Origin of the sequence: Pseudacidovorax sp. 1753, assembly GCF_040544975.1 — a bacterium.
Taxonomy (GTDB): Bacteria; Pseudomonadota; Gammaproteobacteria; order Burkholderiales; family Burkholderiaceae_C; genus Xenophilus.
The window spans coordinates 19,729-45,314 of record NZ_JBEPKY010000004.1 but is presented as its reverse complement, the minus strand read 5'-3'; the positions used below and the strand labels follow the sequence as shown (position 1 = coordinate 45,314).

Sequence of the window (25,586 nt, the reverse complement as noted above, 5' to 3'; positions counted from 1 at the left end):
TTGCCGCAGGCGAGGGCATGGCAGGCGGCCCGACGGGCGTCCGCCGCGCTGCTCCGCCGGCCTTCCTTGCCGCCCTGACCGAGGCCCTCGGCGCCGACGCCGTCACGCCCGGCGAGGCCGTGCCCGAGCGCCACCTGGCCGACTGGAGCGGCCTGCCGCCCGTGCGCCCGCTGGCCCTGCTGCGACCGCGCAGCACCGAGGCCGTGTCGGCCGCATTGCGCCTGTGTACCGAGCACCGCGTGCCGGTCGTGCCCCAGGGTGGCCTCACCGGCCTGGCCGGCGCCGCCATGCCTGTCGAAGGCGCGGTCGCCCTGTCGCTGGAACGCATGAACGCCATCGAGTCGGTCGATGCCGCCACGCGCACCCTCACCGCCCAGGCCGGCGTCACCATCCAGGCCGTGCAGGAGGCCGCTGCCGAAGCCGGCCTGCGCTTCGGTGTGGACTTCGGCGCCCGCGGCTCGGCCCAGGTGGGCGGTGCCCTGGCCACCAACGCGGGTGGCAACGGCGTGCTGCAGTTCGGCATGATGCGCGAGCAGCTGCTGGGCCTGGAGGCCGTGCTGCCCGACGGCCGCGTGCTGCCCATGCTGCGGCCCATGCAGAAGAACAACACCGGCTACGACCTCAAGCAGTTCTTTGTCGGCGCGGAAGGCACGCTGGGCGTGATCACCCGCGCCCTCTTCCGCCTGCATCCGGCACCCCGTGCGCGTGCCACGCTGCTGGCCGCCCTGCCCGACTACGACGCCGCCCTCGCCCTGCTCGGCCGACTGCAGTCCCGCTTCGCCGGCGGCGTCGCCGCCTTCGAGCTGATGTGGCGCGACTTCGTGGCCGCCTCCATGGCCTGGCAGCACCTGCGCGAGCCCTTCGACACGGAGCATCCTCTGATGGCCCTGGTCGATCTGGACGGCGGCAGCGAGGCCGCGCTGCAGGCCGAGGTGGAAGAAGCCCTGGCCGAGGCCATGGAGGCCGGCCTGGTGGTCGATGCGGTGCTGGCCCAGTCGCAGGCCCAGGCCGGTGCGCTGTGGAAGATCCGCGAGGCCACCGCCGAACTGCCGGCCAACCTGCATCCGCCGGTCAACTTCGACGTCAGCCTGCCGATGGCGCAGATCGGCCGCTTCGTCGACGAATGCCGCGCCGCGCTGGAGGCGCGCTGGCCGGGCCACACCAGCGTCTTCTTCGGCCACATCGGCGACAGCAACCTGCACCTCTCGATCGACGGCGCCAGCATCGGCGGCGATGCCGAGGCGGCGGAGCAGCTGGTCTACGGCATGGTCGGCCGCTTTGCCGGCAGCGTCTCGGCCGAGCACGGCATCGGCCTGCACAAGAAGCCCTACCTGGGCGCCAGCCGCACGCCCGAAGAACTCGACGCCATGCGCGCCATCAAGGCCGCGCTGGATCCGCTGGGGTTGATGAATCCGGGGAAGGTGTTCTGAGCGCAGGGACCGGGGCCCGCTGACCGTCTGCCTGGCGCGCGTTCAACGCTCAGTGGCGCATGCCGGGCTCGCGCCGTACCGGCCAGTCCAGACGAACCGTGGTGCCGTGCTCCGGCGTCGACGTCACGGCCAACGTGGCCCCGATGGCGGCGGCGCGGCTGCGCATGCTGGCCAGGCCCTGGCCGCCCGCGGGCGGACCGTCCGCCGCGAAGCCGCGGCCGTCGTCGGCCAGCACGATCTCCATGCGCTCGGGCGGGCCGGCATGCCAGTGCGCTTCGAGGCGGATGCGCCGCGCCTGCGCATGGCGCAGCACGTTGGTGAAGCCCTCCAGCAGGATGCGCTGGATCTGCATGGCCGTCTGCGGCGTGACGTCGGCGCGCGGCGGCAGGGGGTCCACCTCCCATTCCAGCGTCAGGCCGGCCGCCTCCAGGCGCGGCTGCAGCCGGTAGCGCAGCGTGGCGAGCACCACGGTGAGGTCGCCTTCCAGCGGCTGAAGCGAATCGACGGCCACGCGCAACTCGTCCAGCGCCAGCTTGACCTGCGCCTCCATCAACGCCGGGTCGGCGCCCGGGCGGCCCACCAGGTTGAGCAGGCCCACCAGCTGCGAGCCCACGCCGTCGTGGATCTCGCGCATCAGGCGCTGGCGCTCCAGCAGCACCGCCTGCTGCTCGCGCTCGGCCTGCAGCGCGTGCATGGCGGCGGTGAGCTGGCGCTCGCGCTCGGCCACGCGCGCATCGAGCGAGCGAGCCAGGTCGCGGTATTCGCGCACCGAGCGGCTGTAGCGCTCGACCACCATGCCGGCCAGGATCAGCACGAAGCCGAACATGGCGTGCGGCGTGAGCGGCACCCAGCTCGCCCCGCCCAGGCCGATGCGCACGTGCAGCAGGTCGTGCAGCCCGGCTGCGATGGCCAGCACCCCGGCGACGAGCAGGGCATAGGCGGTCGGGCGCCGGCCCGCCACGGCTTCGCGCACCACGCCTGGGAGGCTCAGGATGCCGCCCCCGCACAGCAGCGCCAGCGCGGCCGTCCACAGCAGCGGCCGGCGCAGCGCGAAGGAGGCGGCTGCCAGCAGCACCGCGGCCCACAGGATCGCGCTCAGCAGCTGCAGCACCCGGGGCGAGGGCTGGCGCAGCGCGAGCGTGACGAAGCGTGCGAGCAGGGCGATGTGGACCGCATAGCTCATGGCCACGAGCGCGCCCCATTCGGGCCAGGGCAGCGGCATCTGCAGGCCGCTCTGGTCGAAGTTGCGCAGTGCGCCGGCAACCGCGGCCACGCCGAAGCAGCCATAGAGCGGATCGCGCTGGCGCCACCAGAGGCCCGCGGCCAGCCCGCCCATCAGCAGCAGGCCCGTGGCATACACCAGCGACAGCGTATTGCGCCACAGCCGCTCCTGGGCCTCCAGCGCCTCCAGCCGGGCCAGTGGTCCCCAGCGCACCGCCGAGACGCCGCCGCCGCGCTGCGGCTGGAAGCTCAGCTCGATCCGCACGCGCAGGGGCGCGGCCGCGCCGTCGACGAGGTCGGCGGGCAGCCGCACCAGCCGCGGGCCCCGGCCGGCATCGAAGCCGGGGTCGCCCAACTGGCCCCAGCGCGCCACGAGCCGGTCGTCCACGTAGATGGCGGCCTGGTTGCCCAGCGCTTCGAAGAGCAGGCCATGGAGGCGGTCCTCCGTGTCCGCAGCCGGGACGGGCAGGTCGAGCGTCAGCGTGGCGCCGCCGGCCTGGCGCGGCGACTGGTCGGCCCAGCGGAAGGGCAGGGGGACGGCGCTGGCCGGGCGCGGCGGCTCGCCGGCCACGCGCACCACCGCCTCGGCCGCGTTCAGCGTCAGCAGCTCGGCCGCGGGTGCGGCGGTGGCCGGCCCGGGCGCGCACAGAAGGGCGGGCAGCAGCAGGAGGGCGAGGCGCCACGCCAGCCGACGCGCGCGGGGGATGCGTCCGGCGTGCGGATCCTCAGGGCAGCAGGCCAAGGTTGCGGGCTTCGTAGACGGCCTCGGACTTGTTGTGCACGTCCAGCTTGCCGTAGATGTTGCGCACATGGGTCTGCACCGTGCTGACCGACACGCCGATGCGGGCGGCGCTCTCGGCATAGGTGAAGCCGCGGGAGATGAGGTCCAGCACCTCGAATTCGCGCGGCGACAGCCGCTCGGCCGCGGGCGCCGCACCGGCCTGCGCCGGACTGGCCGGCGCGGCGCCGCGCCCACCCGGGAGGGCCGTGCCGCCCGCCTGTTGCCAGCGCCGCAGCAGCTGCCGCGCAATGATGGGCGACATGGGCGAGCCGCCCGCACGCAGCGATCGGATGTGCAGGCCCAGGTCGTGCTCGGTGCCGTCCTTGAGCAGGTAGCCGCTGGCGCCCGCCTCGAAGGCCCGCACCATGTTGGCCTCGTCGCCGAAGATGGTGATGACCATCACCGCGCAGTCGGGCTGCAGCCGGCGCGCGGCGCGGATCACCTCCAGGCCCGGGCGGTCGGGCAGGCCCAGGTCCACCAGCAGCACGTCCAGCGGCTGCCGGGGCAGCCAGTCGAGGATCTGCTGCGCGGTGGCGGCCTCGAACACCAGCGCCAGCCCGGCGTCGCCCGTCACCGCATGGGCGATGCGCTGGCGCATGCCGGCATCGTCCTCGACCAGGGCGACGCGGGCCGGCCTGCCGGAAGCGCTCGTCGGTGGGGTACTCATTGCCAGTCGTCGTGGGGGATGGTGTGGCGCTCGGCCAGGCCGCCCGAATGGTAGAGGCCCACCTCGACGCGGTCGTCATGGACCGTCGCCAGGCCCCAGTGGTGAAGCGTGGTGGGATTGCGGCTGGTCATCATCCAGGCGGGCAGGGCGGCGCCGGAGGCCGTGGCCTCGAACAGGCAGGTCTCGCCCGCGTAGCGCTGGTAGCGGCGGAAGGCGTTGCGGTGGATGTCGCCGCTGAGCAGCAGCAGGCGCCGCTGCGCCGCCAGGGCCAGCAGCTGGTCGTGCTCCTGGCGACAGTCGGCCCAGGTCTCTCCCTGGTCGGCGCCATTCGCCAGCCAGGCGTCGCGCTCGAACACCACGCCCGAGGCGACGAGGTGGATCGCCTGCGGCTCGGCGCAGCCCGTGATCAGCGCCGCCATCTGCGGCTGGCCCAGCAGCGCCTTGTGGCCGTTGCCGGCCTTGAAGCTGCGTCCGTCGGTGAGGTGCAGCACCACGCCGTCGGCCAGCGGCACGCGCTGGTAGCCGGGCGCGGGCGGCGGCCGGGTGTGGTCGATGGTTTCGAAGAGGGGCATGCGCCCCGGGCCCGGCCTGGCGGCCAGCGCCGCGCGGAAGGCGCTGAACAGGCAGCGCGAATAGGCCAGGTGGTCACGCCACTGCGGATCGGCGGCGAGGTCGGCGCCGCAGGCGTTGTTCCAGAGGAAGTCGTGGTCGTCCCAGATGGCGGAGGTGGGCACCTGGGCCACCAGCGCCCGGAACTCCGGGCAGTCCAGCTGCTGCTGCAGGCGCCGGTGGGCATGGCGGCCGAACTGCTCGGCACTCATGGCCTGGACGCTGGCGGTATCGGCCCCATGCACGTCGTAGTAGGCCGCGTCGCCCAGCAGCACCAGGTGGTCGGGCTGGGCTTCGGCGATGCGCGTCCACACCGGCTGGCTGGGGAACTGCGTGGCCTCGGCGCACGAGGTGAAGGCGATCTTCAGGGGGGTGGGCATGGGGACTCCACGGGGGGATGGGACCGCGGCGAGTGTCGATTCTGGAGCGCCAGCCGCCGTCCCATGAATGGGGGACCTGCGGCCAGATCGGCCACCCAGGGAGCCGATACGGTGGCCGCCTGTGCGAGGGCGCCGGCGCGCTCGGCGTGTCCGCGCCTTCTCAGCCGCCCGGTGGTGCCATCAGCCCGCTGGCACGCAGCACCTGGCGCCCGATGGCCGCCTCCAGCACCCGCTGCCCACGCCCGGCCGGCGCCACCAGCGTGAACCAGCGCCGCGCACGGGTGATGCCGGTGTAGACCAACTCGCGCGTGAGCACCGGGCTGGCGGTGGGCGGCAGCAGCAGGGCGGTGTGCTCGAACTCCGAACCCTGCGACTTGTGCACCGTCATGGCGAAGACGGTCTCCACGGCCTGCAGCCGCGCGGGCAGGGTCCAGCGCACGCCGCCCGAGCCGTCGGCCGCGGCGAAGGCCACGCGCAGCGCGGTGCCGGCCTCGGGCACCGGTCGGCCGGTGGCATCGTCGAAGCGGGCGGGCAACTGCAGCGTCAGGCCCACGTCGCCGTTCATCAGGCCCAGCGCCGAATCGTTGCGGGTGACCAGCACCGGCCGGCCGGCGTACCAGCCCTGGGTGGCGGCGATCCAGCCTTCGGCGTGCAGCAGTTCGGCGATGGCGGCATTCAGGCCCGCCACGCCCCACGGACCTTCGCGCAGCGCGCACAGCAGCTGGAAGCGGCCGCTGGCCTGCAGCAGGGCCGCGGCCCAGGCGTCCCATTCGGCGCGGGGCGCGTCGGAGTCGGGGCGCGCTTCGTGGATGCGACGCAGCCAGTGGGCCGGACCGACAGGCTGCCGGCCGTCGGGCTGCGCGCCCGCCGCCGAGGTGTCGTCGATGCCGTCGTCGGCCAGCAGCAGGGCGCGCAGGGCGGCGTCCTGCGCCAGATGACCCGGCGCAGCGCTGAGGCGGCAGCGGCGCAGGTCGGCGGGGCCGTCGTCGAACAGCGCCAACGCCTCGGCCGCCCGGCCCGCATTGACGGCTGTCGCCAGCCGGCCGATGCCGCTGCCGGCATGGAAGCGCCGGCTCACGCGCAGCATGGCGATGGCCTGGTCCAGCGGCTGCCCGCGCGGGTCCTGCAGATCGGCGGGCGGCGTCTGGCCGGTGGCGGCCTGCAGCCAGGCGAGAGTGTCCGGGGCGTAATGGCCGGCCTCGGCGCGGCTGCACAGTTCGGCCAGCACCGCGCCGGCCTCGACGGAGGCGAGCTGGTCCTTGTCGCCCAGCAGCACCAGCCGGGCCTGTGGGGGCAGGGCGTCGAGCAGGGCGGCCATCATCTCCAGGTCGACCATGGAGGCCTCGTCGACCACCAGCACGTCCAGCGGCAGCGGATGGCCTGCGTGGTGACGCAGGCGGCGGGTGTCGGGGCGGCTGCCCAGCAGGCGGTGCAGGGTGCGGGCCTCGGCCGGCACATGGCTTCGCAGGCCGGCGCCGCCGGGCAGCTGGTGCCAGGGCAACGGGTCGAGGGCGCCGCGGATGGACTCGGTGAGCCGCGCGGCGGCCTTGCCGGTGGGTGCGGCCAGCTGGATGCGCAGCGGCCGGCCCGGGGCGCCCGGCATGCCGCGCGTGCCGGCACCCGCGTCGGAGGCTGAACGGGCACCGGTATCCTGCGCCGCTTCCGCGCCGTGCTGTCGCCCGTCGCCCCCATGCATCGCCATCGACTGCAGCAGCGCCAGCAGCCGCACCACGGTGGTGGTCTTGCCGGTGCCCGGCCCGCCGGTGATGACGGCGAAGCGCTGGCGCAGCGCGAGGGCGCAGGCCATCTTCTGCCAGTCGGGCGTGCCGTCGCCGGCGCCGAAGAGCCGGTCGAGCACGGGGCGGATGCGCGCGGCCGGTGCCACGGGGGCGGGCGCCAGGCGGGCCTCGATGCGGGCGCGCACCTGCTGCTCGTACTGCCAGTAGCGCCGCAGGTACAGGCGCGGGCCCTGCAGCACCAGCGGCGTGGCGCCTTCGGCCGGATCGCCGCGGCCGCACAGGCGGCTGGCGGCCAGGGCCTCGCGCCAGGCGGCCAGGCGCAGCGGCTGCAGCCAGCGCTGCGGGCCGTCGCCCACCGCGGCGGCGCTGGCGGTGTCGGGCGGCAGCGAGAGGCTGTGGCGGCCGTCGGCCAGCGTGGCCTGCAGGTCCAGGCAGACATGGCCGCGGCCGAGCTGGTGGCTGGCCAGGGCGGCGGCCAGCAGCAGCTCGGCGCCGGCTTCGGGATCGTGGTCGCGGCAGAAGAGGGCGAAGCTGCGGTCCAGCTCGCGCAGCCAGCCCTGCTGCACCCAGCGGTCCAGGTCGGCCAGCAGGGCGTCGCGCCGCTGGTCGGCGGCGGCTTCGGCGGGCTCGGCGTCGAAGAGGTCGGCGGTGGGCGTCACGGGCGCGGTCTGCGTGGCGTCGGTGCGGCGGGTCATTCGGCGTCGCCTTCCTCGGGGCCGCGCAGCAGGGCGTCGAGTGCCTCGATCAGTTCGCGCGGCGGCCGCACGGCCCAGATGCCGTGGCCGGGCGCATCGGCGCCGCGCAGGTAGACGGTGAGCGCGCCGCCCAGGTGCGTGTCGGGGTCGTAGCCCGGCAGGCGGCTGCGCAGCAGGCGGTGCAGCGCCAGGCTGTAGAGGGCAGCCTGCACGTCGTAGCGATGGGCCAGCAGCGAGGCCTGGATCGCCGCATCGCCATAGGCCGCGTCGTCCGGGCCCAGCCAGTTGGACTTGTAATCGGCCACCCACCAGCGGCCGTCGTGTTCGAAGACCAGGTCCATGAAGCCCTTGAGCATGCCGGCCAGCTGCGTGGGTGGCAGGGGCGGGCGGGGCTGGCCGGGCAGCAGGTGGCGCTGCACCAGCGCGTCGATGCTGCGCGCGTCGGCGCGGTGCACCGGCATCCAGAACTCCATCTCGGACTTCGGTTGCGCCAGGCCGGCCAGCGTGGCGGGTGCGGCATCGGGCAGCGGCCAGGGCGTGCGCAGCCAGCGCGGCAGCCAGTCGCACAGCGGCTCGATCCAGGCCTCCCAGCCGCGCACGGTGCAACGGCGGGCGATCAGGTCGCGCAGGGCCTCGGGGCTTTCGAGCACGCGGGCGAAGCCCTGCTGCGCGCACCAGTCGAGCAGGCCGTGCAGGAAGCTGCCCGCCTCGGCGCCCTGCGGGAAGGCATGCCAGCTGCCGCCGCGCGGGGCGGTGGCGGGACGCTCCTCCGGCGCGACGTCGGCGGGCGCGATGGCTTCTTCCAGCGCCTGGTCCTGGCGGGCGTCCTCGGGCTCGGCGGCGGGCGCCGGGGCGTCCTGCGCCAGGGTGCCGCTGCCGCCCAGTTGCTGCACGAGTGCGGAATAACTGGCGATCCACCAAGGCGCATGCCCGTGGCGCAGCGGCGTGCGGGCGGTGCCGGGTGGCGGCGGGACGGGTGGGCGCCAGATGCGGGCGTCGGGGGAGGGTGCGGGTTCGATGACGAGCGTGGGCGGGCCGGATGCGGCAGACGCGCCAGCCGCGGCGGATGCGTCGGAGGGCGTGGCTGTCCGGGCTGCCCCGGATGCGCCGCCCACCCCGGACGCGGAGGACGCTCCGGCTGCCGTCGTCGCGGCGGCGTCGCCCGCATTGCCCGCCAGCGTGTGCAGCGCCGCCCGGTAGCCCGCCAGGCTGTCGATGGCCGCGCCGGCGCCCAGCACCTGCCCCAGCGCGCCGCGGTCCAGCGCCACCTTCCTGCCGCTGCCGGCCGCGAGCGGCGCCACGCCCAGCCACAGCGCATGCCGGGCGCGGGTCAGCGCCACGTACAGCAGCCGCATGTCCTCGGCCAGCCGCTCCTCGTCGGCCAGGGCGGCGGCCTCCTCGTGCCTGCCGTCCAGCTCGATCACGCGGGCATCGGCCTCGGCGTCGTGGAAGCCGATGGACCTGGTGGCGGAGGCCTTCTCCTCGCGCCAGGCGGCGATGAAGGGCAGCAGCACCAGCGGGTACTCCAGGCCCTTGGACTTGTGGATGGTCACGACCTTGAGCAGGGCGGCGTCGCTCTCCAGCCGCAGGATCTCTTCCTCGCCGCCGGGCTCGGCCAGGCGCTGGGCGAGGGTGCGGATCAGCGCATGCGGGCCGTCCAGGTCGACGGCGCGGCGTTGCAGCCATTCGGCCAGGTGCAGCACGTTGGTGAGCCGGCGTTCGCCGCCGAGGGCGGTCGCGGCGGGTGCAGCGCCGTCGGGCGCATCCGCCTCATCGACGGGCGTTGGGCTGCGCGTGTCAGGCTGGGGGCGCACATCGGGCCCGGACGCCATCCCTGCGGGCGCTTCGGCAGGCAGCGCGCCGGCCCTGCCAGCCGGCGCAGCCAGCCAGCGCGCGGGCAGGTCGTAGGCATGCAGCAGCGCATGCACCATCGGCAGCACGCCGTGGCGCAGCCAGCAGGCGTTGAAGGACTGCCAGCGCAGGGCGGTCTCTTCCCAGGCCAGTTCGTCCTCTTCCAATCGGGCCAGTCCGGCCAGCGGCAGGCCCAGGCTGCGGCTGGCCAGGGCGGTGCGCAGCAGCCGGTCGTCGCCGGGCTCGGCGGCGGCGCGCAGCCAGCGCAGCAGGTCCTGGGCCTCGGGCGTGGCGAAGACGGATTCGCGGTCCGACAGGTAGACGCTGCGCAGCCCGCGCGCGGCCAGGGCGCCGCGGATGGCGGCGGCCTCGGTGCCGCTGCGCACCAGCACGGCGATGTCGGCCGGCCGCAGCGGCTGCCAGCGGCCGTCGGACTGACGGAAGCCGCTGCGGCCCTCGCTGGTGTCGGCCAGCCAGCGCACGGCGGCGCTGGCGAAGACCTCGGCCATCTGCGCGCGGTAGTCGGCGGTGCCGACGCTGTCGCGGCCGGCGTCGGGCTCGGGCTCCTGCGACCAGAGGGTGAGGGCGGCCGCGGGCGCGCCTTGGAGCCACAAAGCCTCGCTCCGGCCGCGGGCGCGCACCGGCACGAAGGGCACGGGGTCGCCGTCCGCCTGCGCGAAGCGGAAGGCCCCGCGCGGATGGCGGCTGGCCTGCGCGAAGACGCGGTTGACGGCCTGCACCACGGCGGTGGTGGAGCGGAAGTTGGTGTCCAGCGCATAGATGGCGCCACCCGCCGCATCGGCCTGCGCGGCGGTGTCGCGCCGGGCGCGCAGGTAGGTGCGGATGTCGGCGCCGCGGAAGGCGTAGATGGCCTGCTTGGGGTCGCCGATCAGGATCAGGCCGGTGGCGGTGCGGGGGGCGGCAGCAGGGCCGGCGCCGTGCATGTCGCCGGCCCCGGCGCCGCTTCCGTTTTCGCCATCGCCACCGCTTGGGCCACTGCCGTCGCCGCCATCCCCCGCTTCGCCATAGATGCGCCGGAAGATGCGGTACTGCACCGGGTCCGTGTCCTGGAACTCGTCGATCAGCGCCAGCGGAAAGCGGGTGCGGATGCGCGCCGCCAGCGCCGCGCCGCCCGGGCCGGCCAGGGCGCGGTCCAGCTGCAGCAGCAGGTCGTCGAAGCCCAGCTCGGCGCGGCGCAGCTTCTCGGCCGCGAGGGCTTCGCGTAGGGCACGGGCCGCATGCACGGCGAGGTGCGCACGCAGGCCGGCGGGCTGGGCCGCGACCTGCGCCTGCTGCCAGGCGTCGATGGCGTCCAGCGCGGGATGCTCGGGCAACGCCTGGCCCTTCTTGAGCTTGGCGCCTTCGCGGCCGAAGCGGGCGATGTTGTCGGGCGCCTCGGCACCGGCGCTCCAGTCGGCCAGGGCCTGCAGCCAGCCGTCGAAGGTGGCGTCGTCGTCCTTGCCACGGTAGCTGTTGCCGTTGAGGTGCGGGCGGGCGGCGTGCCACAGGCGCTCCAGCGTGGCGCGGTCGGCGCGCCAGGCGGCGCGGGCCTGTTCCTGCAGGGCATCGGCCTCGGCCATGCTGCGGCCCAGCTGGCGCAGGGCGTCGAGCGCATCGGCCTCGCCGTCGAAGGCGCTGCCTTGCAGCCGCAGCTGCGCATCGCCTTGCGCGAGCAGCGGGCGCACGGCCTGCCACAGGGCCTCGGGGTTGGCGAAGCAGCCGAGCAGCGCACGCGAGGCGGCGGCGTCCAGCGGGTAGTAGTGGCGCCGCCAGTGGTCGTGCAGCACCTGCTGCTGCAGCGCCTGCAGGTCGGTCTGCAGGGTCTGGGCGAACAGACTGCCGCTGCCCATGGCGTGCTCACGCAGCATGCGCCAGGCCCAGCCGTGGATGGTGGCGATGGCCGATTCGTCCATCCACTGCGCGGCCACGCGCAGGCGGTGGGCGCAGCCGGGGCGGGCCACGGGCGGGGTGTCGTCCAGGAGTGCGGCCAGCGCATCGCCGGCGGGTGCCTGGGCCTCGCCGGCGAAGACGCGCGCGGCCTCGTCCAGCCGGGCGCGGATGCGCTCGCGCAGCTCCTGGGTGGCGGCTTCGGTGAAGGTCACGACCAGGATCTCGGGCGGCGTGAGCGGCCGGCCGAAGGCGCTGCCGGGCCCGCCATGGCCCAGCACCAGGCGCAGGTAGAGCAGGGCGATGGTGTAGGTCTTGCCGGTGCCGGCGCTGGCCTCGATGAGGCGCAGGCCGTGCAGTGGGAAGCGCAGCGGGTCCAGGGGCTGGACGGGGGGGAGGGCGGTGTTCACGACTCGGCCTCGTTCGAAGCGCCATGGCGGGCGGCGGGCACGCTGCGCCACAAGGGGCCGTACAGCGCCTGGGCCCAGTCGAACAGGCCGCGGCCGTCGCCGGTGCGGGCGGCGGACAGGGCAGTGAAGTCGGGATAGGCACGGGCCAGGGCCGGACGTTCGCCTTCGCCCTGACGCTGCATGCCGCCGTCGTAGGCCATCCGTGCGGCAGGCCCAGCCATGTCCTCGGCCAGCGCGGCGAAGCCGGTGCGGCATGCCAGGGGCAGCGGCTGGCGCAGGCCGGCGAGCCAGGCCTCGACGAGCTGACCCAGCGCTTCGTCCGCATCGGCCCGGGTCAGCGTCGGCAGCACCAGGGTGCCCGATTCACTGACCAGCACGGTGCGCGTGGGGCCGGCGGCCCAGTTGAGCGCCAGGTGCGCCGGCCAGTGGCGCACCACGTGGTGCCACGACAGCTCCTTGCCCTTGTGCAGCCGGCCCTGGGCCAGCACGAGGCGCGCGGGCTCGGCGGTGGCGGAGCCGGATGCCGGGCCTCCACCCGCACCTGCACCACCGCCAGCGGCCAGTCGCCGCGGCGGCAGGGCATCCTCGATCGCCACGCCGCTGGCCGCATGCCGCCAGTGCAGCAGCACGGGCTCGGCCTCCACCTCGGGCCACGCCTCGCAGGCCTTGAGGTAGTGATCGAAGGTGCGGGCCACGCGCTGGCGCAGACCCTGGCCGGCCAGCGTGCCGAAGGCCTGCAGCGGCAGCCGGCCTTCGCTCGCCAGCCGGTCGATCTGCTGCGCGAGCGTCGTGCCCAGCGCCGCCCGGACGGCGGCCGGGCCGGGCTGCGCGTCGCACCAGGGCTGCAGGGCCTGGCGCAGCTGCTGCTCCAGCGCCCAGTTCTCCAGGCCGCCCAGGGCGAAGAGCTCGTCGTCGAGCACGTCCTCGCTGCCGTCCGCACCGGGGCCGAAGCGCACATGCAGGCGCTGGGCGAAGAAGGCCTCGATGGGCTGGGCCAGGAAGTCCTCCAGCGGGCGCAGGGCGATGGGCTCCTCGGGCTGCCAGGGCGGGAGGGCCTGCTCGTCGCGGTCGGGCGGTTGCGCGGAATGAGCCGCCTGCCACTCGCGGCCATAGGTGTAGAGGCCGTCCACGGCCGGCGCGCGCGGCGCCTCGGGCGCGAAGTAGCGCGGGCTGAAGGGCTGCAGCGGATGCTCGGTGGTCAGCGCGGCCAGCAGCGCGTCGCGGTCGTGCTCGTGACCGGCCAAGTGCCAGCCGGCGGCCAGGTGATCGCGCAGCTGGCCCACCAGCACGCTGGGCGCGCGGGCGCTGTGGTCGCGCACGTCGCGGCCGATCCAGCTGAGGTAGAGCTGCTCGCGCGCCGACAGCAGCGCCTCCAGCAGCAGGTAGCGGTCGTCGTCGCGGCGCGAACGGTCGCCGGGGCGCCAGTCGTCGCGCATGAGGTCGAAGTCGGCGCGCATCACGGGCCGCGGGAAGTCGCCGTCGTTCATGCCCAGCAGGCAGACCACGCGGAAGGGGATGGCCCGCATGGGCATCAGCGTGCAGAAGCTGACGCCGCCCGACAGGAAGCGCTGCGCCAGCCCGCCGCTGCCCAGCTGGCCGAGCCAGGTCTCGCGCACCACCGACAGCGGCAGCTTCTCGTCGAAGCCGGCGGCGGCGCAGTCGTCCAGCCAGCGGTCCAGGCCCTGCAGCAGTTCCTGCACGCGCACCTGCTCGCGCGGCGTGGCCGGCGCGAAGAAGCGCTGCAGCAGCGCGCGCAGGCGTTCGGCCCAGACGGTGGGCGTGTCTTCCAGCGACAGCGTGTCGAGCGTGACTTCCATGGCGCGCAGCAGCGCCGCCAAGGGTCCGAGGGCGGCGGCGTCCAGCCCGCCCACCTCGTCGAAGGGCGCGATGCCGTCGAAGGCCTCGCCGTCGCCGGCCGCATAGCCCAGCAGCATGCGTTGCAGGCCGAAGCGCCAGCTGTTCGCTTCGCCGGCGGCGCCCAGGCCCTGCTGCGCGCGCTGATCGGCATCCAGGCCCCAGCGCACGCCGGCGCCTTCGATCCAGCGCTTGAGCACGGGCAGCTCGTCCTCGGCCAGGCCGAAGCGTTCGCGCACGGCCTGCACTTCGAGCAGGTCCAGCACGTCGCTGGCGGCGAAGCGGCTGTCGGGCAGGGCCAGCAGCGCTTCGAGGGCCACCAGCAGCGGCTCGCGTCCGCGCTGGCCCTGGTCGGCGACGGTGAAGGGAATGTGCCGCGGGTCGCTGCGCGTGAGCCGGCCGAAGACGGCCTCGACGTGCGGCGCGTAGGTATCCACGTCGGGCAGCATCACGATCACGTCGCGCGGCTGCAGCGTGGGGTCGGCGTCGAAGCGGGCCAGCAGCTGGTCGTGCAGCACCTCCACCTCGCGCTGCGGCGAATGGGCGGTGTGGAAGCGCAGCGAGATGTCGCGCGCCGGGTCGACGGCGGGCCAGCGGGCGCGGGTCTCGGCCAGGGGGCGCAGCTCCAGGATGTCGTCCTGCAGCTGGCGCAGCAGGCTGTGATCGGGCGGTGCATCGTCGCTGAACAGGTCGATGCGCCCGCTGCCGATGCCGGCCCAGGCGCCGCGGTAGCGGTCGGGCTCGTCGAAGCCGTCGATCAGGTGCAGGTAGTCGCGGCCTTGCTTGCCCCAGGCGGCCAGCAGCGGATGGGCATGCTGGTGCAGCGCGGCCTCGTCCAGCACGGCGGGCATGCCGGGGCGGCGCGCCTGCCGGCGGTAGGCGCCGCGCAGCAGGTCCTGGTCGGCCACGATGTCGGTCCAGTGGTGGCGGCAGGGGTTGTGCACGAAGAGCATCACCTGCGCGTGCCGCGCCAGGGCCGCCAGCGCCTGCAGCGTCTGCGCGGGCAGGGCGGAGATGCCGAAGACGATCACCCGCCGCGGCAGGCCCGCCGGGGGCGGGCCTTCGTGCGCGGCCAGGGTGTCGATGAAGCGCTGGTGCACGCCGGCGCGGCTGCCCGCCAGGCCCTGCGTCGCATCAGCCGGTGCGCGGCCGTCCAGATCGTCGAGCAGGGCGCGCCACAGGCGGGCCTGCCAGTGCTGGTCCTCGGGCAGCGGGCGGGTGCCGCCGCGCAGCGTCTGCAGCTGGTCGCGGCCCGCCGCCCAGTCCTGCAGCCAGTCGGCGCGGTAGACCTGGTACTGGTCGAACAGGTCGGCCAGCCGCAGCGCGAGCTGGTGGCACTTGCGCAGGTCGGGGTCGTGGGCCAGGAAGCGGGCGAGCGGTGCGAAGCGGGCGTCGGTCTCGGCCGCGCGGGCGGTGAGCGCGGGCAGCAGGCGCATCAGCCGCCAGGCGAGCGGCGCCTCGTCCAGCGGCGAGCGCTCGGGCACCGTGTCGGCGCCCAGCACCGCGCGGTAGGCCCGCCACAGAAACTGCGCGGGCAGCTGCACATCGAAGGCCGCCGTGATGCCCAGCCCGCCGCGGGCCGGATCGGCCGCCAGCGCCAGCTTGAGCCACTGCGCGATGCCGTTGCTCTGCACCAGCACCACCTCGTCCTCCAGCGGCGCGAGCGGATGCCGCGCCAGCCAGGCCACGAGCAACTGCCGCAGGTCCTCCGGCCGGTTGCCGTGCAGGACCATCAGGCCGGGCTGCAGGGGGGGCGTGGCGAAGGAATCGGTCATGGCGGGCAGCGGCCGGCCATGTTAGCGGCCGGGGCAGGCGCGGGTTTTTACAATCGCGCGCCCATGAATCTGCCCACCTACACCCGCGCCCAGCAGCTGCCCGCCATCCTGGCCCAGCGCATTGCCATCCTCGACGGGGCCATGGGCACCATGATCCAGCGCTTCAAGCTCAGCGAGGCGCAGTACCGCGGCGAGGGCTACACCGGCCCCGGCGCCGTGGGCGATCGTTTCAAGGACTTCCACAAGGACGTCAAGGGCAACAACGAGCTGCTGTCCATCACCCGCCCCGACGTCATCCGTGGCATCCATGAGGGCTACCTCGCAGCCGGCGCCGACCTGATCGAGACCAACACCTTCGGTGCCACCACCATCGCGCAGGAGGACTACGACATGGCCGGCCTGGCGCGCGAGATGAACCTGGCCAGCGCCCGCCTGGCGCGCGAGGCCTGCGACAAGTTCAGCACGCCCGACAAGCCGCGCTTCGTGGCCGGCGCCCTGGGCCCGACGCCGCGCACCGCCAGCATCAGCCCCGACGTGAACGACCCGGGCGCACGCAACATCGACTTCGAAACGCTGCGCGCCGCCTACTACGAGCAGACCGCCGCGCTGGTCGAGGGCGGCTCGGACGTGCTGCTGGTCGAGACCATCTTCGACACCCTCAACGCCAAGGCCGCGCTCTTCGCCATCGACGAATACTTCGAGGCCAGCGGCGAATGCCTGCCGATCATCATCAGCGGCACCGTCACCGACGCCTCGGGCCGCATCCTGAGCGGCCAGACCGTCACCGCCTTCTGGCACAGCGTGCGCCATGCGCGCCCGCTGGCCGTTGGCCTGAACTGCGCCCTGGGCGCCGCGCTGATGCGGCCCTATGTGCAGGAACTCAACCGCGTGGCGACCGACACCTTCATCAGCTGCTACCCCAACGCCGGCCTGCCCAACCCGATGAGCGAGACCGGCTTCGACGAGACGCCCGACGTCACCTCGCGCCTGGTGCACGAATTCGCCGCCGACGGCCTGGTCAACATCGTCGGTGGCTGCTGCGGCACCACCCCCGACCACATCGCCGCCATCGGCGCCGCCGTCGGTCCGATGACGCCGCGCGGCGTGCAGGGCGCGCGCTTTTACCGCGAAGCCGCCTGAGCGCCTGCCCGGACATCCCGACATCGGGCCGCGGAGCAGGCCACGCGGGAGCGCGCGCGGAACCGGCTTTGCCGGGCCGCTGCGTGCGCCCCCTTGAGGGGGAGGCGCCGCAGGCGCCAAGGGGGTGGGCCTACTTCAACCAGCCGCGCTTTCTAAAGTAGAGCATCGGCCCGACGGCGCTGGCTGCCATCAGCAGCAGCACGTACGGATACCCCAGGCTCCACTCCAACTCGGGCATGAACTTGAAGTTCATGCCGTAGATGCTGGCGATCAGCGTCGGTGGCAGCAGCGCCACGCTGGCCACCGAGAAGATCTTGATGATCTTGTTCTGGTTGATGTTGATGAAGCCGACGGTGGCGTCCATCAGGAAGTTGATCTTGTCGAACAGGAAGGCCGTGTGGCTGTCCAGCGACTCGATGTCGCGCAGGATCTGCCGCGCCTCCTCGAACTGGTCGGCATTGAGCATGCGGCTGCGCATCATGAAGCTCACCGCGCGGCGGGTGTCCATCACGTTGCGGCGGATGCGGCCGTTCAGGTCTTCCTGGCGGGCGATCAGGCCCAGCACCTCGCCCGCGATCTCGTCGCTCACATTGCCCTTGAGCACCAGGTTGCCGGCGGCTTCGAGCTCGTCGTAGATGCCTTCGAGCGTGTCGGCCGAGTATTCGGCGTCGGCGTCGAAGAGCTTGAGCAGCACTTCCTTGGCGTCCTCGATCAGCCCGGGTGCCCGGCGGGCGCGCATGCGCAGCAGGCGGAAGACGGGCACGTCCTCGTCGTGGATCGAGAACAGCACGCCGCGGCTCTTCAGCTCGGCGTTGTGCTGGTTGAGGATGAAGGCCACGCGCACGCTGCGCGGCTCGTCGGCGTCGGCGATCAAGAAGTCGCTGCGCACATGCAGGTCGCCGTTGTCCTCTTCGTAGAAGCGGGCCGACTCCTCGATGTCCTCGTCGGTCACGTCCTCGGGAATGGACAGGCCGTAGTACTGCTTAACCCAGCGCTTCTCGTCCGGGCTGGGCGACTCCAGGTCGACCCAGATCGGCTGGAAGCGGGACAGCTCCTCCAGCGACTCGATTTCCTCCTGGACGAGGCGGCCGTTGGCGAGCGTGAAGATGTTGAGCATGGCGTGCTCCCCTGAAAGCGAAGGCGTTGCGGGACGAAGGGCGGCAGGAAGGGGGTGGTTGGCGCTTTCAGCCCGCCACCCGCGCACCAGCCGGCACGCGCGACGCGAAGGTCAGAAGGGAGCTGAAAGCTGCCGAGACGGGGAGGTGTCCAAGGTCGGTACTCCGGTAAAGCAGCGGGCGCGATTATGCACCGCAGCAGGGCGTGAAATGCCCCGATCTGGATGGGCATCCAGTACATTTGTGGCGTCATGTCCACCCTTGTGAACGAAGCGTCCACGGTCGCCGCCGGCACCGTGGCCGGGCGCCTGGAAGCGGCCCTGGCCGGGCTCAACGAAGACCAGCGGGCAGCCGTCCTGCACGGCGTCGGCGAGCGCGCGATGCCGGGCGGGCCGCTGCTGGTCATCGCCGGTGCCGGGGCCGGCAAGACCAGCACGCTCGGCCACCGTGTCGCCCACCTGCTGGCGGCGGGTGCCGACCCGCAGCGCATCCTGCTGCTGACCTTCTCGCGCCGTGCCGCGCAGGAGCTGACCCGCCGCGCCGGCCTGGTCGCCGCCCGCGTGCTCGGCCTCGCAGAAGGCAGCCTGCCGGCGCTGCCCTGGGCCGGCACCTTCCACGGTGTCGGCGCACGGCTGCTGCGCGACCATGCGGCCCAGCTCGGGCTGGACCCGGACTTCACCGTCCACGACCGCGGCGATGCCGAAGACCTGATGGGCTGGGTGCGCCACGCCCGCGGCCTGTCGCAGACGGCCCGGCGCTTTCCCCTCAAGGGCACTTGCCTGGCCATCTACTCGCGCGTGGTCAACACCCGGCTGCCGCTGGCCGAGGTGCTGCGCCAGTCCTTCCCCTGGTGCGCCGAATGGCAGGAACAGCTGCCGGCCCTGTTCGCCGACTATGTGGACGCCAAGGCCCAGCAGAACGCGCTGGACTTCGACGACCTGCTGCTCGCCTGGGCCACGATGATGGAAGAACCGGCCCTCGCCGCACAGGTGAGCGCCCGCTTCGACCATGTGCTGGTCGACGAATACCAGGACACCAACCGGCTGCAGGACGAGATCCTTCGCCGCCTCAAGCCCGACGGCCGTGGTGTCACGGCCGTCGGCGACGACGCCCAGGCCATCTACGGCTTCCGCGGCGCGACGGTGCGCAACATCCTGGACTTCCCGGCCGCCTTCGACCCGCCCGCACGCGTGCTCATGCTGGAGCGCAACTACCGCAGCACCCCGCCCATCCTCGACGCCGCCAATGCCGTCATGGACCATGCGCAGGAGCGCCATGCCAAGCGCCTGTGGACCGACCGCCCCAGCGCCGGCCGGCCGCAGCTGGTGCTGGTGCCCGACGAGGCCCACCAGGCCACCTGGGTGGCCGACCGCGTGCTGGCCCACCGCGAAGGCGGTCTGGCGCTCAAGCGGCAGGCAGTGCTGTTCCGCACGGCCAGCCACAGCGCGGCGCTGGAGCTGGAACTGGTGCGCCGCAACATCCCCTTCGTGAAGTTCGGCGGCCTCAAATTCCTGGAAGCGGCGCACGTCAAGGACCTGCTGGCGCTGATGCGCTTCGTGCACAACCCGCGCAGCCGGCTGGCGGGCTTCCGCACGGTACAGCTCATTCCCGGCATCGGCCCCGCCACCGCCGGCCGGCTGATGGACGCGATGCAGGCTGCCGCCGACCCGGCCGCCGCGCTGGCCGCCTTCGTGCCGCCGCCCATGGTGCGCGAGGCCTGGCAGGACTTCGCCCGCGCCTGGCAGGCGCTCAAGGCCGGCGGCGATGGCTGGCCACAGGAGCTGGCCATCGCCATCGACTGGTACGCGCCGCATCTGGAGCGCCTGTACGAGGCCGCCCCGCTGCGCCTGGGCGACCTGCAGCAGCTGGCCGAGCTGGCGCGCGGCTATGCCTCGCGCGAGCGCTTCCTGACCGAGCTCACCCTCGATCCACCCGACGCCACCAGCGACCGGCCGGGCCCACCGCTGCTGGACGAGGACTACCTCATCCTCTCGACCATCCATTCCGCCAAGGGGCAGGAATGGAATTCGGTGCATGTGCTCAACGTGGTCGACGGCTGCATGCCGGCCGACGTGGCGCAAGGCGCGCACGAGCTGGAGGAGGAGCGGCGCCTGCTCTACGTCGCCATGACGCGCGCCCGGGAACACCTGCACCTGCTGGTGCCGCAGCGCTTCCATGTCACGCAGCAGTCGCGCTTCGGCGACCGGCATCTGTATGCAGGCCGCACGCGCTTCATCCCCGATGCGGACCTGCACCATTTCGACCGCGTGACCTGGCCGCCACCGCCGCCCGTCGTGCCCCATGCCCCTGTCCCGCCCGAGGTCTTGGACCTGCGCCAGCGCCTGCGCGCCGCCTGGCGCCCGGGCTCTTGAATGCGGGCCCCCGCGCTATCGAAGATGCAGCGGCGCGAACATCTCCTGATGGCGCTCAAACATTCCTCCATTGCAATTCGATGACGCCGCGCGCATAGTGAATTCAACGCGCCGACGCGCCTTCATCCCACATCGTCAGACCGCCCCGCCGACATCCCGCATTGCCTCGCGCACCCGCTTGAGTTCCGCCGGCCGGCGCCTTCCTTTCGAAGAACCGGCCATTTCCCCAACCGTCAATTCCAGGAGGTCATTCATGAATTTGACGATCAGCGGCCATCACCTCGACGTCACGCCTTCGCTGCGCAGCTACGTCACCACCAAGCTCGACCGCATCACGCGGCACTTCGACCGCGTGGTGGACGTCAAGGTGATCCTTACCGTGGAGAAGCAGAAGGAAAAGGAACGCCGGCAACGCGCCGAATGCAGCATCCACGTGAAGGGCAACGACATGTTCGCCGAGTCCAGCCATGCCGACCTGTATGCGGCGGTGGACGAACTCATGGACAAGCTCGACCGCCAGGTCGTCCGCCACAAGGACCGTCTCCAGGATCATGGACATCCCTCGCCCAAGCGCCTGATGTGAAGTCCCGCAGGCGACACCGCCTGCCATGCCGCCGAGCCCCTGCTCGGGGCAAATCCTCTTGAAAAGCCGCCTCCGGGCGGCTTTTCCATGTCTGGTACAAGGGTTAGCCCGGGTGCATAATCGCGCCCCGATTCGCCCCCCACCATGAACCGACTCGCATCCATCCTGCCGTCCGCTCAAGTGCTCGTGAGCGTGGACGCCACCAGCAAGAAGCGTGCTTTCGAGGAAGCGGGCCTGCTGTTCGAGAACCTGCACGGCCTCGGCCGCGCGCTCATCACCGACAGCCTGTTCGCCCGCGAGCGTCTCGGTTCGACCGGTCTGGGCCATGGCGTGGCCATCCCGCACGGTCGCATCAAGGGCCTGAAATCGCCGATGGCGGCGGTCTTCCAGCTGGCCCATCCCATCGGTTTCGACGCGCCCGACGAGCAGCCCGTGGCGCTGCTCATCTTCCTGCTGGTGCCGGAGACGGCCACGCAGAAGCATCTGGAGATCCTCTCCGAGATCGCCGAGATGCTGAGCGATGCGCCCCTGCGCGAGAAGATCAAGAGCAGCGTCGACGCCAGCGAGCTGCATGCCCTGATCGCGGGCTGGCGCTCGGCCCAGGTGGTCTGAGGGGCGCACGCCCCGGGGCTCGCGCCCTTTCCTGCTTTCTCATGACGTCGCGCGGGTGCCCCGACGGGGGCTCGCCTCTGTGGACAATGGCCGCATGAAGCCCACCGTCATCAGTGCCGATGCGATGTTCGAGGATTTCCGCGGCTCCCTGCGCTGGGAGTGGCTGGCGGGCCTCGGCGCCTCGGAGCGGCAGTTCGACCCCGAGGTCATCAGCAATGCCCGCTCGGCCGCCGACCTGGTCGGCTATCTGAACTACATCCATCCCTACCGCGTGCAGATCATGGGCGCTCGCGAGGTCGCGTACCTCACGCGCGGATCGCCCGAGGACTGCGCCCGGCGCGTGGCGCGCATCGTCACGCTGGAGCCGCCCATGCTGGTGCTGGCCGATGGCCAGGCCGCGCCGGACGAGCTGCTGTCCATCTGCGAGCGGGCGCAACTGCCGCTCTTCGCCACCCGCGAATCCTCGGCCTTCGTCATCGACGTGCTGCGGGCCTACCTGTCCAAGCACTTCGCCGAGCGCACCTCGATGCACGGCGTGTTCATGGACATCCTGGGCATGGGCGTGATGATCACCGGCGAATCGGGCCTGGGCAAAAGCGAACTGGGTCTGGAGCTGATCTCGCGCGGCAATGGCCTGGTGGCCGACGACGCGGTCGACCTGTTCCGCATCAACCAGGCCACCATCGAGGGCCGCTGTCCCGACCTGCTGCAGAACCTGCTGGAGGTGCGCGGCATCGGCCTGCTGGACATCAAGGCCATCTTCGGCGAGACGGCGGTGCGCCGGAAGATGCGGCTCAAGCTCATCGTGCACCTCGTGCGCCGCGACTCCTTCGAGCGCGACTACGAGCGCATGCCCGCCGAGCCGCTCACGCAGGACGTGCTGGGCGTGCCGATCCGCAAGGTGGTCATCCAGGTGGTGGCCGGCCGCAACATCGCCGTGCTGGTCGAAGCCGCCGTGCGCAACTCCATCCTGCAACTGCGCGGTATCGACACCTATGCCGATTTCGTCGCCCGCCACCACAAGGCGATGGAAAACGGCGGCGCGTGAGCCGCGAAACAGCGGTGGGTGCTATCGGTTCCTGCAGTCGTTGCACACGCCGTAGAGCGACATGGCGTGATCCTGCAGTTCCCAGCCCTTGTCCTTGGCGATCATCTGCTGGCGGCGCTCGATCTCGGCGTCGTAGAACTCCTCGACCTTGCCGCAGACGGTGCACACGAGGTGGTCGTGGTGCGTGCCCTCATTGAGTTCGTAGACGGCCTTGCCGCTCTCGAAGTGGCTGCGCTCCAGGATGCCGGCCTGCTCGAACTGGGTCAGCACGCGGTACACGGTGGCCAGGCCGATGTCGGAGCGCTCGTTCAGCAGCACGCGGAACACGTCTTCGGCCGTCATGTGGCGCTGGCCGCCGGTCTGGAAGATCTCCAGGATCTTCAGGCGGGGAAGGGTGGCTTTGAGGCCGGTGCTCTTGAGTTCTTCGATGTTGCCCATGGTGGATTCCGGCATTGGCGAGGCGGGTGGCATGCCCGCGCTGCCTGTGGGTCGGAGCCGCCCTGGCAGAGGCCGGCCGCTACAATGCCCGGATCATATCGCCACGCTTTTTCCCCATGCCTGGACAACTTCTCCGCCCGAGCGGCTTTCGTCTGGCGGCCGTCCTGCTGGTCGGCGTCGGCATCGCCGGCTGCAGCAGCACCGGTGATCGTGTGCGCGGCGCCCTCAACGCGATCACGCCGTACAAGGTCGAGGTGGTGCAGGGCAACTTCGTCTCCAAGGAGCAGGTGGACGCCCTCAAGACCGGCATGTCGCGCCAGCAGGTGCGCGAGATCCTGGGCACGCCGCTGCTCACCGACGTCTTCCATGCCAACCGCTGGGACTACGTTTTCACCATCCGCCGCCAGGGCGTCGAGCCGCAGCAACGCCGCCTGACGGTGTTCTTCGAGGGCGACACGCTGGCCCGCTTCGAGGGCGACACCATGCCTTCCGAAGAGGAATTCGTCGCCACGCTGGACACCCGCAAGCGCAGCGGCAAGGTGCCCGAGCTGCAGGCCTCGGAAGACGAGCTCAAGAAATTCAAACCGGCCGTGTCCGCGTCGCCCACGCAGGACCTGCCGCGCAGCACCCAGCCGCTGCCGCCGAGCTACCCGCCGCTCGAAACCCGCTGAACCTTCTCCCCAGGCCGCCGGTCGCCGCCGTCGCAACGCGGCCGGCCCGGCGGCCTTTGTTGTTCTTGCCCTCCCGCACCGAAAGCGAACGCGCATGACCGCCGCTCCCGTCGCCTCCTCTCCGTCTTTCGCCTCGCACCGCATCGCCGTCGCGGGCGCCTCCGGCCGCATGGGCCACATGCTGATCGAGGCGGTGCGCGCCGCGGACGACTGCCAGCTGGCCGGCGCCCTCGACCGCGAAGGCAGCCCCACGCTGGGCGGCGATGCGGGCGCCTTCCTGGGCTTTGCCTCCGGCGTGGCCGTGACGGCCGACCTGCGGACTGGCCTCGCCGGTGCGCAGGTGCTGATCGACTTCACCCGCCCCGAAGGCACGATGGCCCATCTGGCCGTCTGCCGCGAGCTGGGTGTGCAGGCCGTGATCGGCACAACCGGCTTCAGCGATGCGCAGAAGGCCGAGATCGCCGAGATCGCCAAGGACATCGCCATCGTCATGGCGCCCAACATGAGCGTCGGCGTGAACGTCACATTCAAGCTGCTGGAGATGGCGGCCAAGGCGCTTTCCACCGGCTACGACATCGAGGTCATCGAGGCCCACCACCGCCACAAGGTGGACGCCCCCTCGGGCACCGCGCTCAAGATGGGCGAGGTGATCGCCGACGCGCTGGGCCGCGACCTGAAGGACTGCGCCGTCTACGCCCGCGAAGGCGTCACGGGCGAGCGCGACCCCTCCACCATCGGCTTCGCCACCATCCGCGGCGGTGACATCGTGGGCGACCACACCGTGCTGTTCGCCGGCACGGGCGAGCGCATCGAGATCTCGCACAAGTCCAGCAGCCGCGCCGGCTATGCCCAGGGCAGCCTGCGCGCGGTGCGCTTCCTGGCCGGCCAGAAGGCCGGCCTGTTCGACATGTTCGACGTGCTCGGCCTGCGCTGAGCGCGCCATCCCCTCCAACGCGACCGCGCGAGCAGACGATGGGTGCCCTTTCGCTGCTGGACCAGGCCGACGCCGTCGGCCGCGGCGTCGCCTTGTTGCTGCTGCTGATGTCGGTGGCCAGCTGGGTCACGCTGCTGTGGAAAGCGTGGGTGCTGCGCGGCGGCGCCGGCCGGCTGGCCCGCGCGGTGGCGCTCTTCTGGCAGGCGCCGGACGTGGGCGAGGGCGTGGCCCGACTGGCCGGGCTCGACCCGCGCCGCCATGTGCTGCCGCTGGCGCAGGCGGTGCAGTCGCTGCCCGCACGCACCCAACCCGACACGCTGCAGGCCCTGGGCCAGCCGCAGGCACCGCTCACCCGGGCGCTGCGCGATGCGCTCCAGGCCGTGCTGCGGCAGCTGCAGGCGGGGCAGATCCTGCTGGCCACCATCGGCGCGACCGCCCCCTTCGTCGGCCTGCTGGGCACGGTGTGGGGCATCCATGGCGCGCTGGTGAGCATCGCGGGCCAGGCGGGCGGCTTCACCATCGACAAGGTGGCCGGCCCGGTGGGCGAGGCGCTGATCATGACCGCCTTCGGCCTGGCCGTGGCCCTGCCGGCCGTGGCGGCCTACAACGTCTTCGGCCGCATCATCGGCCACATGGAGGCCGAGCTTGAAGGCTTCGCGCACGACCTGCTGGCCGTGTTCGCACCCGAGCCGGCGACGGCACCGATGCCCCCTGCGCGGCCGATGCCGGTGACGGCCTGATCGCCGCTCTGCCGCTTGCTACAGCCGAGCGAGCTCTCATCCCCACCTCGCAGGACGACCCCGCACCATGGCCTTCGGCCGCAGCACCGACCGCCTGAACCCGCGCACCGGCCCCGCTGCGCGGCCGATGGCCGACATCAACGTCACGCCGCTGGTGGACGTGATGCTCGTGCTGCTGGTGATCTTCATCGTGACGGCGCCGCTGATGGCCAGCTCGATCCGCCTCGACCTGCCCGCTGCAGGGGCCGCCGCGCCGATGGAGCAGCCGCGCGCCATCACCTTGGCGCTGGACGCGCAGGGCCGTCTGTTCGTGGACGACCAGCCTGTTGCCGATGCCAAGGCGCTGACGCAGCGGCTGCGCACCGCCGCCGCGGGCGTGCCGGACATCGAACTGCAACTGCGCGCCGACCGCAGCCGGCCCTATGGCGAGATCGTCACGCTGATGGACGCGGCGCGCGAGGCGGGCATCCAGCGCATCGGCTTCGTGGCCGAGCCGGCGTCCATCGATCGCGCTGGCGCGTCGCCACGCTGAGCAACTGCGTCGGCCGGCGCATCGGCCAAAAGCAGGCTTGGCCGCCGGTCCGTGGCCGACCGCCTCTTGCCCCGCAGCGGCGCCAAACGGTGACCGCGCACC

18 protein-coding genes are annotated in these 25,586 nt (G+C 72.7%); 10 read left to right on the top strand and 8 right to left on the bottom strand.

Features of this window, described 5'->3' with window-relative positions:
• The first annotated feature begins 17 nt into the window (after window positions 1–17).
• Window positions 18–1,430, top strand: coding sequence for an FAD-binding oxidoreductase (locus ABIC63_RS05995; protein WP_354319208.1), 1,413 nt, complete (start codon window positions 18–20; stop codon window positions 1,428–1,430).
• Window positions 1,431–1,479: 49 nt separating this feature from the next.
• Here the strand turns inward: ABIC63_RS05995 and ABIC63_RS05990 are convergent, their stop codons facing one another.
• The 6 genes from ABIC63_RS05990 to recC form a co-directional block, all read right to left on the bottom strand.
• Window positions 1,480–3,393, bottom strand: a complete 1,914-nt coding sequence (locus tag ABIC63_RS05990) for a sensor histidine kinase (RefSeq protein ID WP_354319059.1) — start codon at window positions 3,391–3,393, stop codon at window positions 1,480–1,482.
• Window positions 3,377–4,099 (bottom strand): response regulator, encoded by a 723-nt coding sequence (locus ABIC63_RS05985; protein WP_354319058.1) that lies wholly within the window; start codon window positions 4,097–4,099, stop codon window positions 3,377–3,379. Before ABIC63_RS05985 ends, ABIC63_RS05990 begins: the two co-directional genes overlap by 17 nt.
• Window positions 4,096–5,088 carry an alkaline phosphatase D family protein gene (locus tag ABIC63_RS05980; protein ID WP_354319057.1) on the bottom strand — a complete coding sequence of 331 codons (993 nt, stop codon included), beginning with the start codon at window positions 5,086–5,088 and terminating at the stop codon, window positions 4,096–4,098. The genes ABIC63_RS05985 and ABIC63_RS05980 overlap by 4 nt, the downstream gene beginning before the upstream one ends.
• A 160-nt stretch (window positions 5,089–5,248) precedes the next feature.
• On the bottom strand, window positions 5,249–7,522 hold the full coding sequence (recD, locus tag ABIC63_RS05975; RefSeq protein ID WP_354319056.1) for an exodeoxyribonuclease V subunit alpha: 2,274 nt from the start codon (window positions 7,520–7,522) through the stop codon (window positions 5,249–5,251).
• Window positions 7,519–11,670, bottom strand: coding sequence for a UvrD-helicase domain-containing protein (locus ABIC63_RS05970; RefSeq protein WP_354319055.1), 4,152 nt, complete (start codon window positions 11,668–11,670; stop codon window positions 7,519–7,521). Before ABIC63_RS05970 ends, recD begins: the two co-directional genes overlap by 4 nt.
• A complete protein-coding gene (gene recC / locus ABIC63_RS05965) occupies window positions 11,667–15,299 on the bottom strand; it encodes an exodeoxyribonuclease V subunit gamma (protein WP_354319054.1) in 3,633 nt (1,210 codons plus the stop codon). The genes ABIC63_RS05970 and recC overlap by 4 nt, the downstream gene beginning before the upstream one ends.
• A gap of 63 nt (window positions 15,300–15,362) precedes the next feature.
• Between recC and ABIC63_RS05960 the strand changes: the two genes are divergently transcribed.
• Window positions 15,363–16,439 (top strand): homocysteine S-methyltransferase family protein, encoded by a 1,077-nt coding sequence (locus tag ABIC63_RS05960; protein WP_354319053.1) that lies wholly within the window; start codon window positions 15,363–15,365, stop codon window positions 16,437–16,439.
• Between the two features lie 130 nt (window positions 16,440–16,569).
• Here ABIC63_RS05960 and corA read toward each other — a convergent pair whose 3' ends face one another.
• Complete coding sequence (corA, locus tag ABIC63_RS05955) at window positions 16,570–17,556, bottom strand: magnesium/cobalt transporter CorA (RefSeq protein WP_294366359.1); 987 nt, start codon at window positions 17,554–17,556, stop codon at window positions 16,570–16,572.
• A 249-nt stretch (window positions 17,557–17,805) separates the two neighbouring features.
• Between corA and ABIC63_RS05950 the strand changes: the two genes are divergently transcribed.
• From ABIC63_RS05950 to hprK, 4 genes are all read left to right on the top strand, one after another.
• Window positions 17,806–19,926 (top strand): ATP-dependent helicase, encoded by a 2,121-nt coding sequence (locus ABIC63_RS05950; RefSeq protein ID WP_354319052.1) that lies wholly within the window; start codon window positions 17,806–17,808, stop codon window positions 19,924–19,926.
• A 253-nt stretch (window positions 19,927–20,179) separates the two neighbouring features.
• Complete coding sequence (gene hpf, locus ABIC63_RS05945; protein WP_017757964.1) at window positions 20,180–20,509, top strand: ribosome hibernation-promoting factor, HPF/YfiA family; 330 nt, start codon at window positions 20,180–20,182, stop codon at window positions 20,507–20,509.
• Between the two features lie 144 nt (window positions 20,510–20,653).
• Window positions 20,654–21,121 carry a PTS sugar transporter subunit IIA gene (locus tag ABIC63_RS05940; protein ID WP_294366364.1) on the top strand — a complete coding sequence of 156 codons (468 nt, stop codon included), beginning with the start codon at window positions 20,654–20,656 and terminating at the stop codon, window positions 21,119–21,121.
• 94 nt (window positions 21,122–21,215) lie between these two features.
• The gene (hprK, locus tag ABIC63_RS05935; RefSeq protein WP_043119117.1) at window positions 21,216–22,169 is read left to right on the top strand and encodes an HPr(Ser) kinase/phosphatase; all 954 of its coding nucleotides are present in this window, start codon (window positions 21,216–21,218) and stop codon (window positions 22,167–22,169) included.
• Window positions 22,170–22,190: 21 nt separating this feature from the next.
• Here the strand turns inward: hprK and fur are convergent, their stop codons facing one another.
• Complete coding sequence (fur, locus tag ABIC63_RS05930) at window positions 22,191–22,607, bottom strand: ferric iron uptake transcriptional regulator (protein ID WP_076505370.1); 417 nt, start codon at window positions 22,605–22,607, stop codon at window positions 22,191–22,193.
• A 116-nt stretch (window positions 22,608–22,723) separates the two neighbouring features.
• Between fur and ABIC63_RS05925 the strand changes: the two genes are divergently transcribed.
• From ABIC63_RS05925 to ABIC63_RS05910, 4 genes are all read left to right on the top strand, one after another.
• Entirely contained in the window at window positions 22,724–23,278 is a 555-nt protein-coding gene (locus tag ABIC63_RS05925) for an outer membrane protein assembly factor BamE (RefSeq protein ID WP_294366369.1), read from the top strand.
• A 94-nt stretch (window positions 23,279–23,372) separates the two neighbouring features.
• Complete coding sequence (dapB, locus tag ABIC63_RS05920; RefSeq protein ID WP_354319051.1) at window positions 23,373–24,212, top strand: 4-hydroxy-tetrahydrodipicolinate reductase; 840 nt, start codon at window positions 23,373–23,375, stop codon at window positions 24,210–24,212.
• A gap of 38 nt (window positions 24,213–24,250) precedes the next feature.
• Window positions 24,251–24,952: a MotA/TolQ/ExbB proton channel family protein gene (locus ABIC63_RS05915; protein WP_354319050.1), complete on the top strand. Its 702-nt coding sequence runs from the start codon at window positions 24,251–24,253 to the stop codon at window positions 24,950–24,952.
• Window positions 24,953–25,019: 67 nt separating this feature from the next.
• Entirely contained in the window at window positions 25,020–25,484 is a 465-nt protein-coding gene (locus tag ABIC63_RS05910) for an ExbD/TolR family protein (protein WP_294366374.1), read from the top strand.
• Window positions 25,485–25,586 lie beyond the last annotated feature (102 nt).

Bases quoted from the DNA above. Each gene is read 5' to 3' on its own strand.
- ABIC63_RS05995 (WP_354319208.1), top strand. From the start codon at position 18: ATGGCAGGCGGCCCGACGGGCGTCCGCCGCGCTGCTCCGCCGGCCTTC.
- ABIC63_RS05985 (WP_354319058.1), bottom strand. From the start codon at position 4,099: ATGAGTACCCCACCGACGAGCGCTTCCGGCAGGCCGGCCCGCGTCGCC.
- ABIC63_RS05980 (WP_354319057.1), bottom strand. From the start codon at position 5,088: ATGCCCACCCCCCTGAAGATCGCCTTCACCTCGTGCGCCGAGGCCACG.
- recD (WP_354319056.1), bottom strand. From the start codon at position 7,522: ATGACCCGCCGCACCGACGCCACGCAGACCGCGCCCGTGACGCCCACC.
- recC (WP_354319054.1), bottom strand. From the start codon at position 15,299: ATGACCGATTCCTTCGCCACGCCCCCCCTGCAGCCCGGCCTGATGGTC.
- ABIC63_RS05960 (WP_354319053.1), top strand. From the start codon at position 15,363: ATGAATCTGCCCACCTACACCCGCGCCCAGCAGCTGCCCGCCATCCTG.
- corA (WP_294366359.1), bottom strand. From the start codon at position 17,556: ATGCTCAACATCTTCACGCTCGCCAACGGCCGCCTCGTCCAGGAGGAA.
- ABIC63_RS05950 (WP_354319052.1), top strand. From the start codon at position 17,806: ATGTCCACCCTTGTGAACGAAGCGTCCACGGTCGCCGCCGGCACCGTG.
- hpf (WP_017757964.1), top strand. From the start codon at position 20,180: ATGAATTTGACGATCAGCGGCCATCACCTCGACGTCACGCCTTCGCTG.
- ABIC63_RS05940 (WP_294366364.1), top strand. From the start codon at position 20,654: ATGAACCGACTCGCATCCATCCTGCCGTCCGCTCAAGTGCTCGTGAGC.
- hprK (WP_043119117.1), top strand. From the start codon at position 21,216: ATGAAGCCCACCGTCATCAGTGCCGATGCGATGTTCGAGGATTTCCGC.
- fur (WP_076505370.1), bottom strand. From the start codon at position 22,607: ATGGGCAACATCGAAGAACTCAAGAGCACCGGCCTCAAAGCCACCCTT.
- ABIC63_RS05925 (WP_294366369.1), top strand. From the start codon at position 22,724: ATGCCTGGACAACTTCTCCGCCCGAGCGGCTTTCGTCTGGCGGCCGTC.
- dapB (WP_354319051.1), top strand. From the start codon at position 23,373: ATGACCGCCGCTCCCGTCGCCTCCTCTCCGTCTTTCGCCTCGCACCGC.
- ABIC63_RS05915 (WP_354319050.1), top strand. From the start codon at position 24,251: ATGGGTGCCCTTTCGCTGCTGGACCAGGCCGACGCCGTCGGCCGCGGC.
- ABIC63_RS05910 (WP_294366374.1), top strand. From the start codon at position 25,020: ATGGCCTTCGGCCGCAGCACCGACCGCCTGAACCCGCGCACCGGCCCC.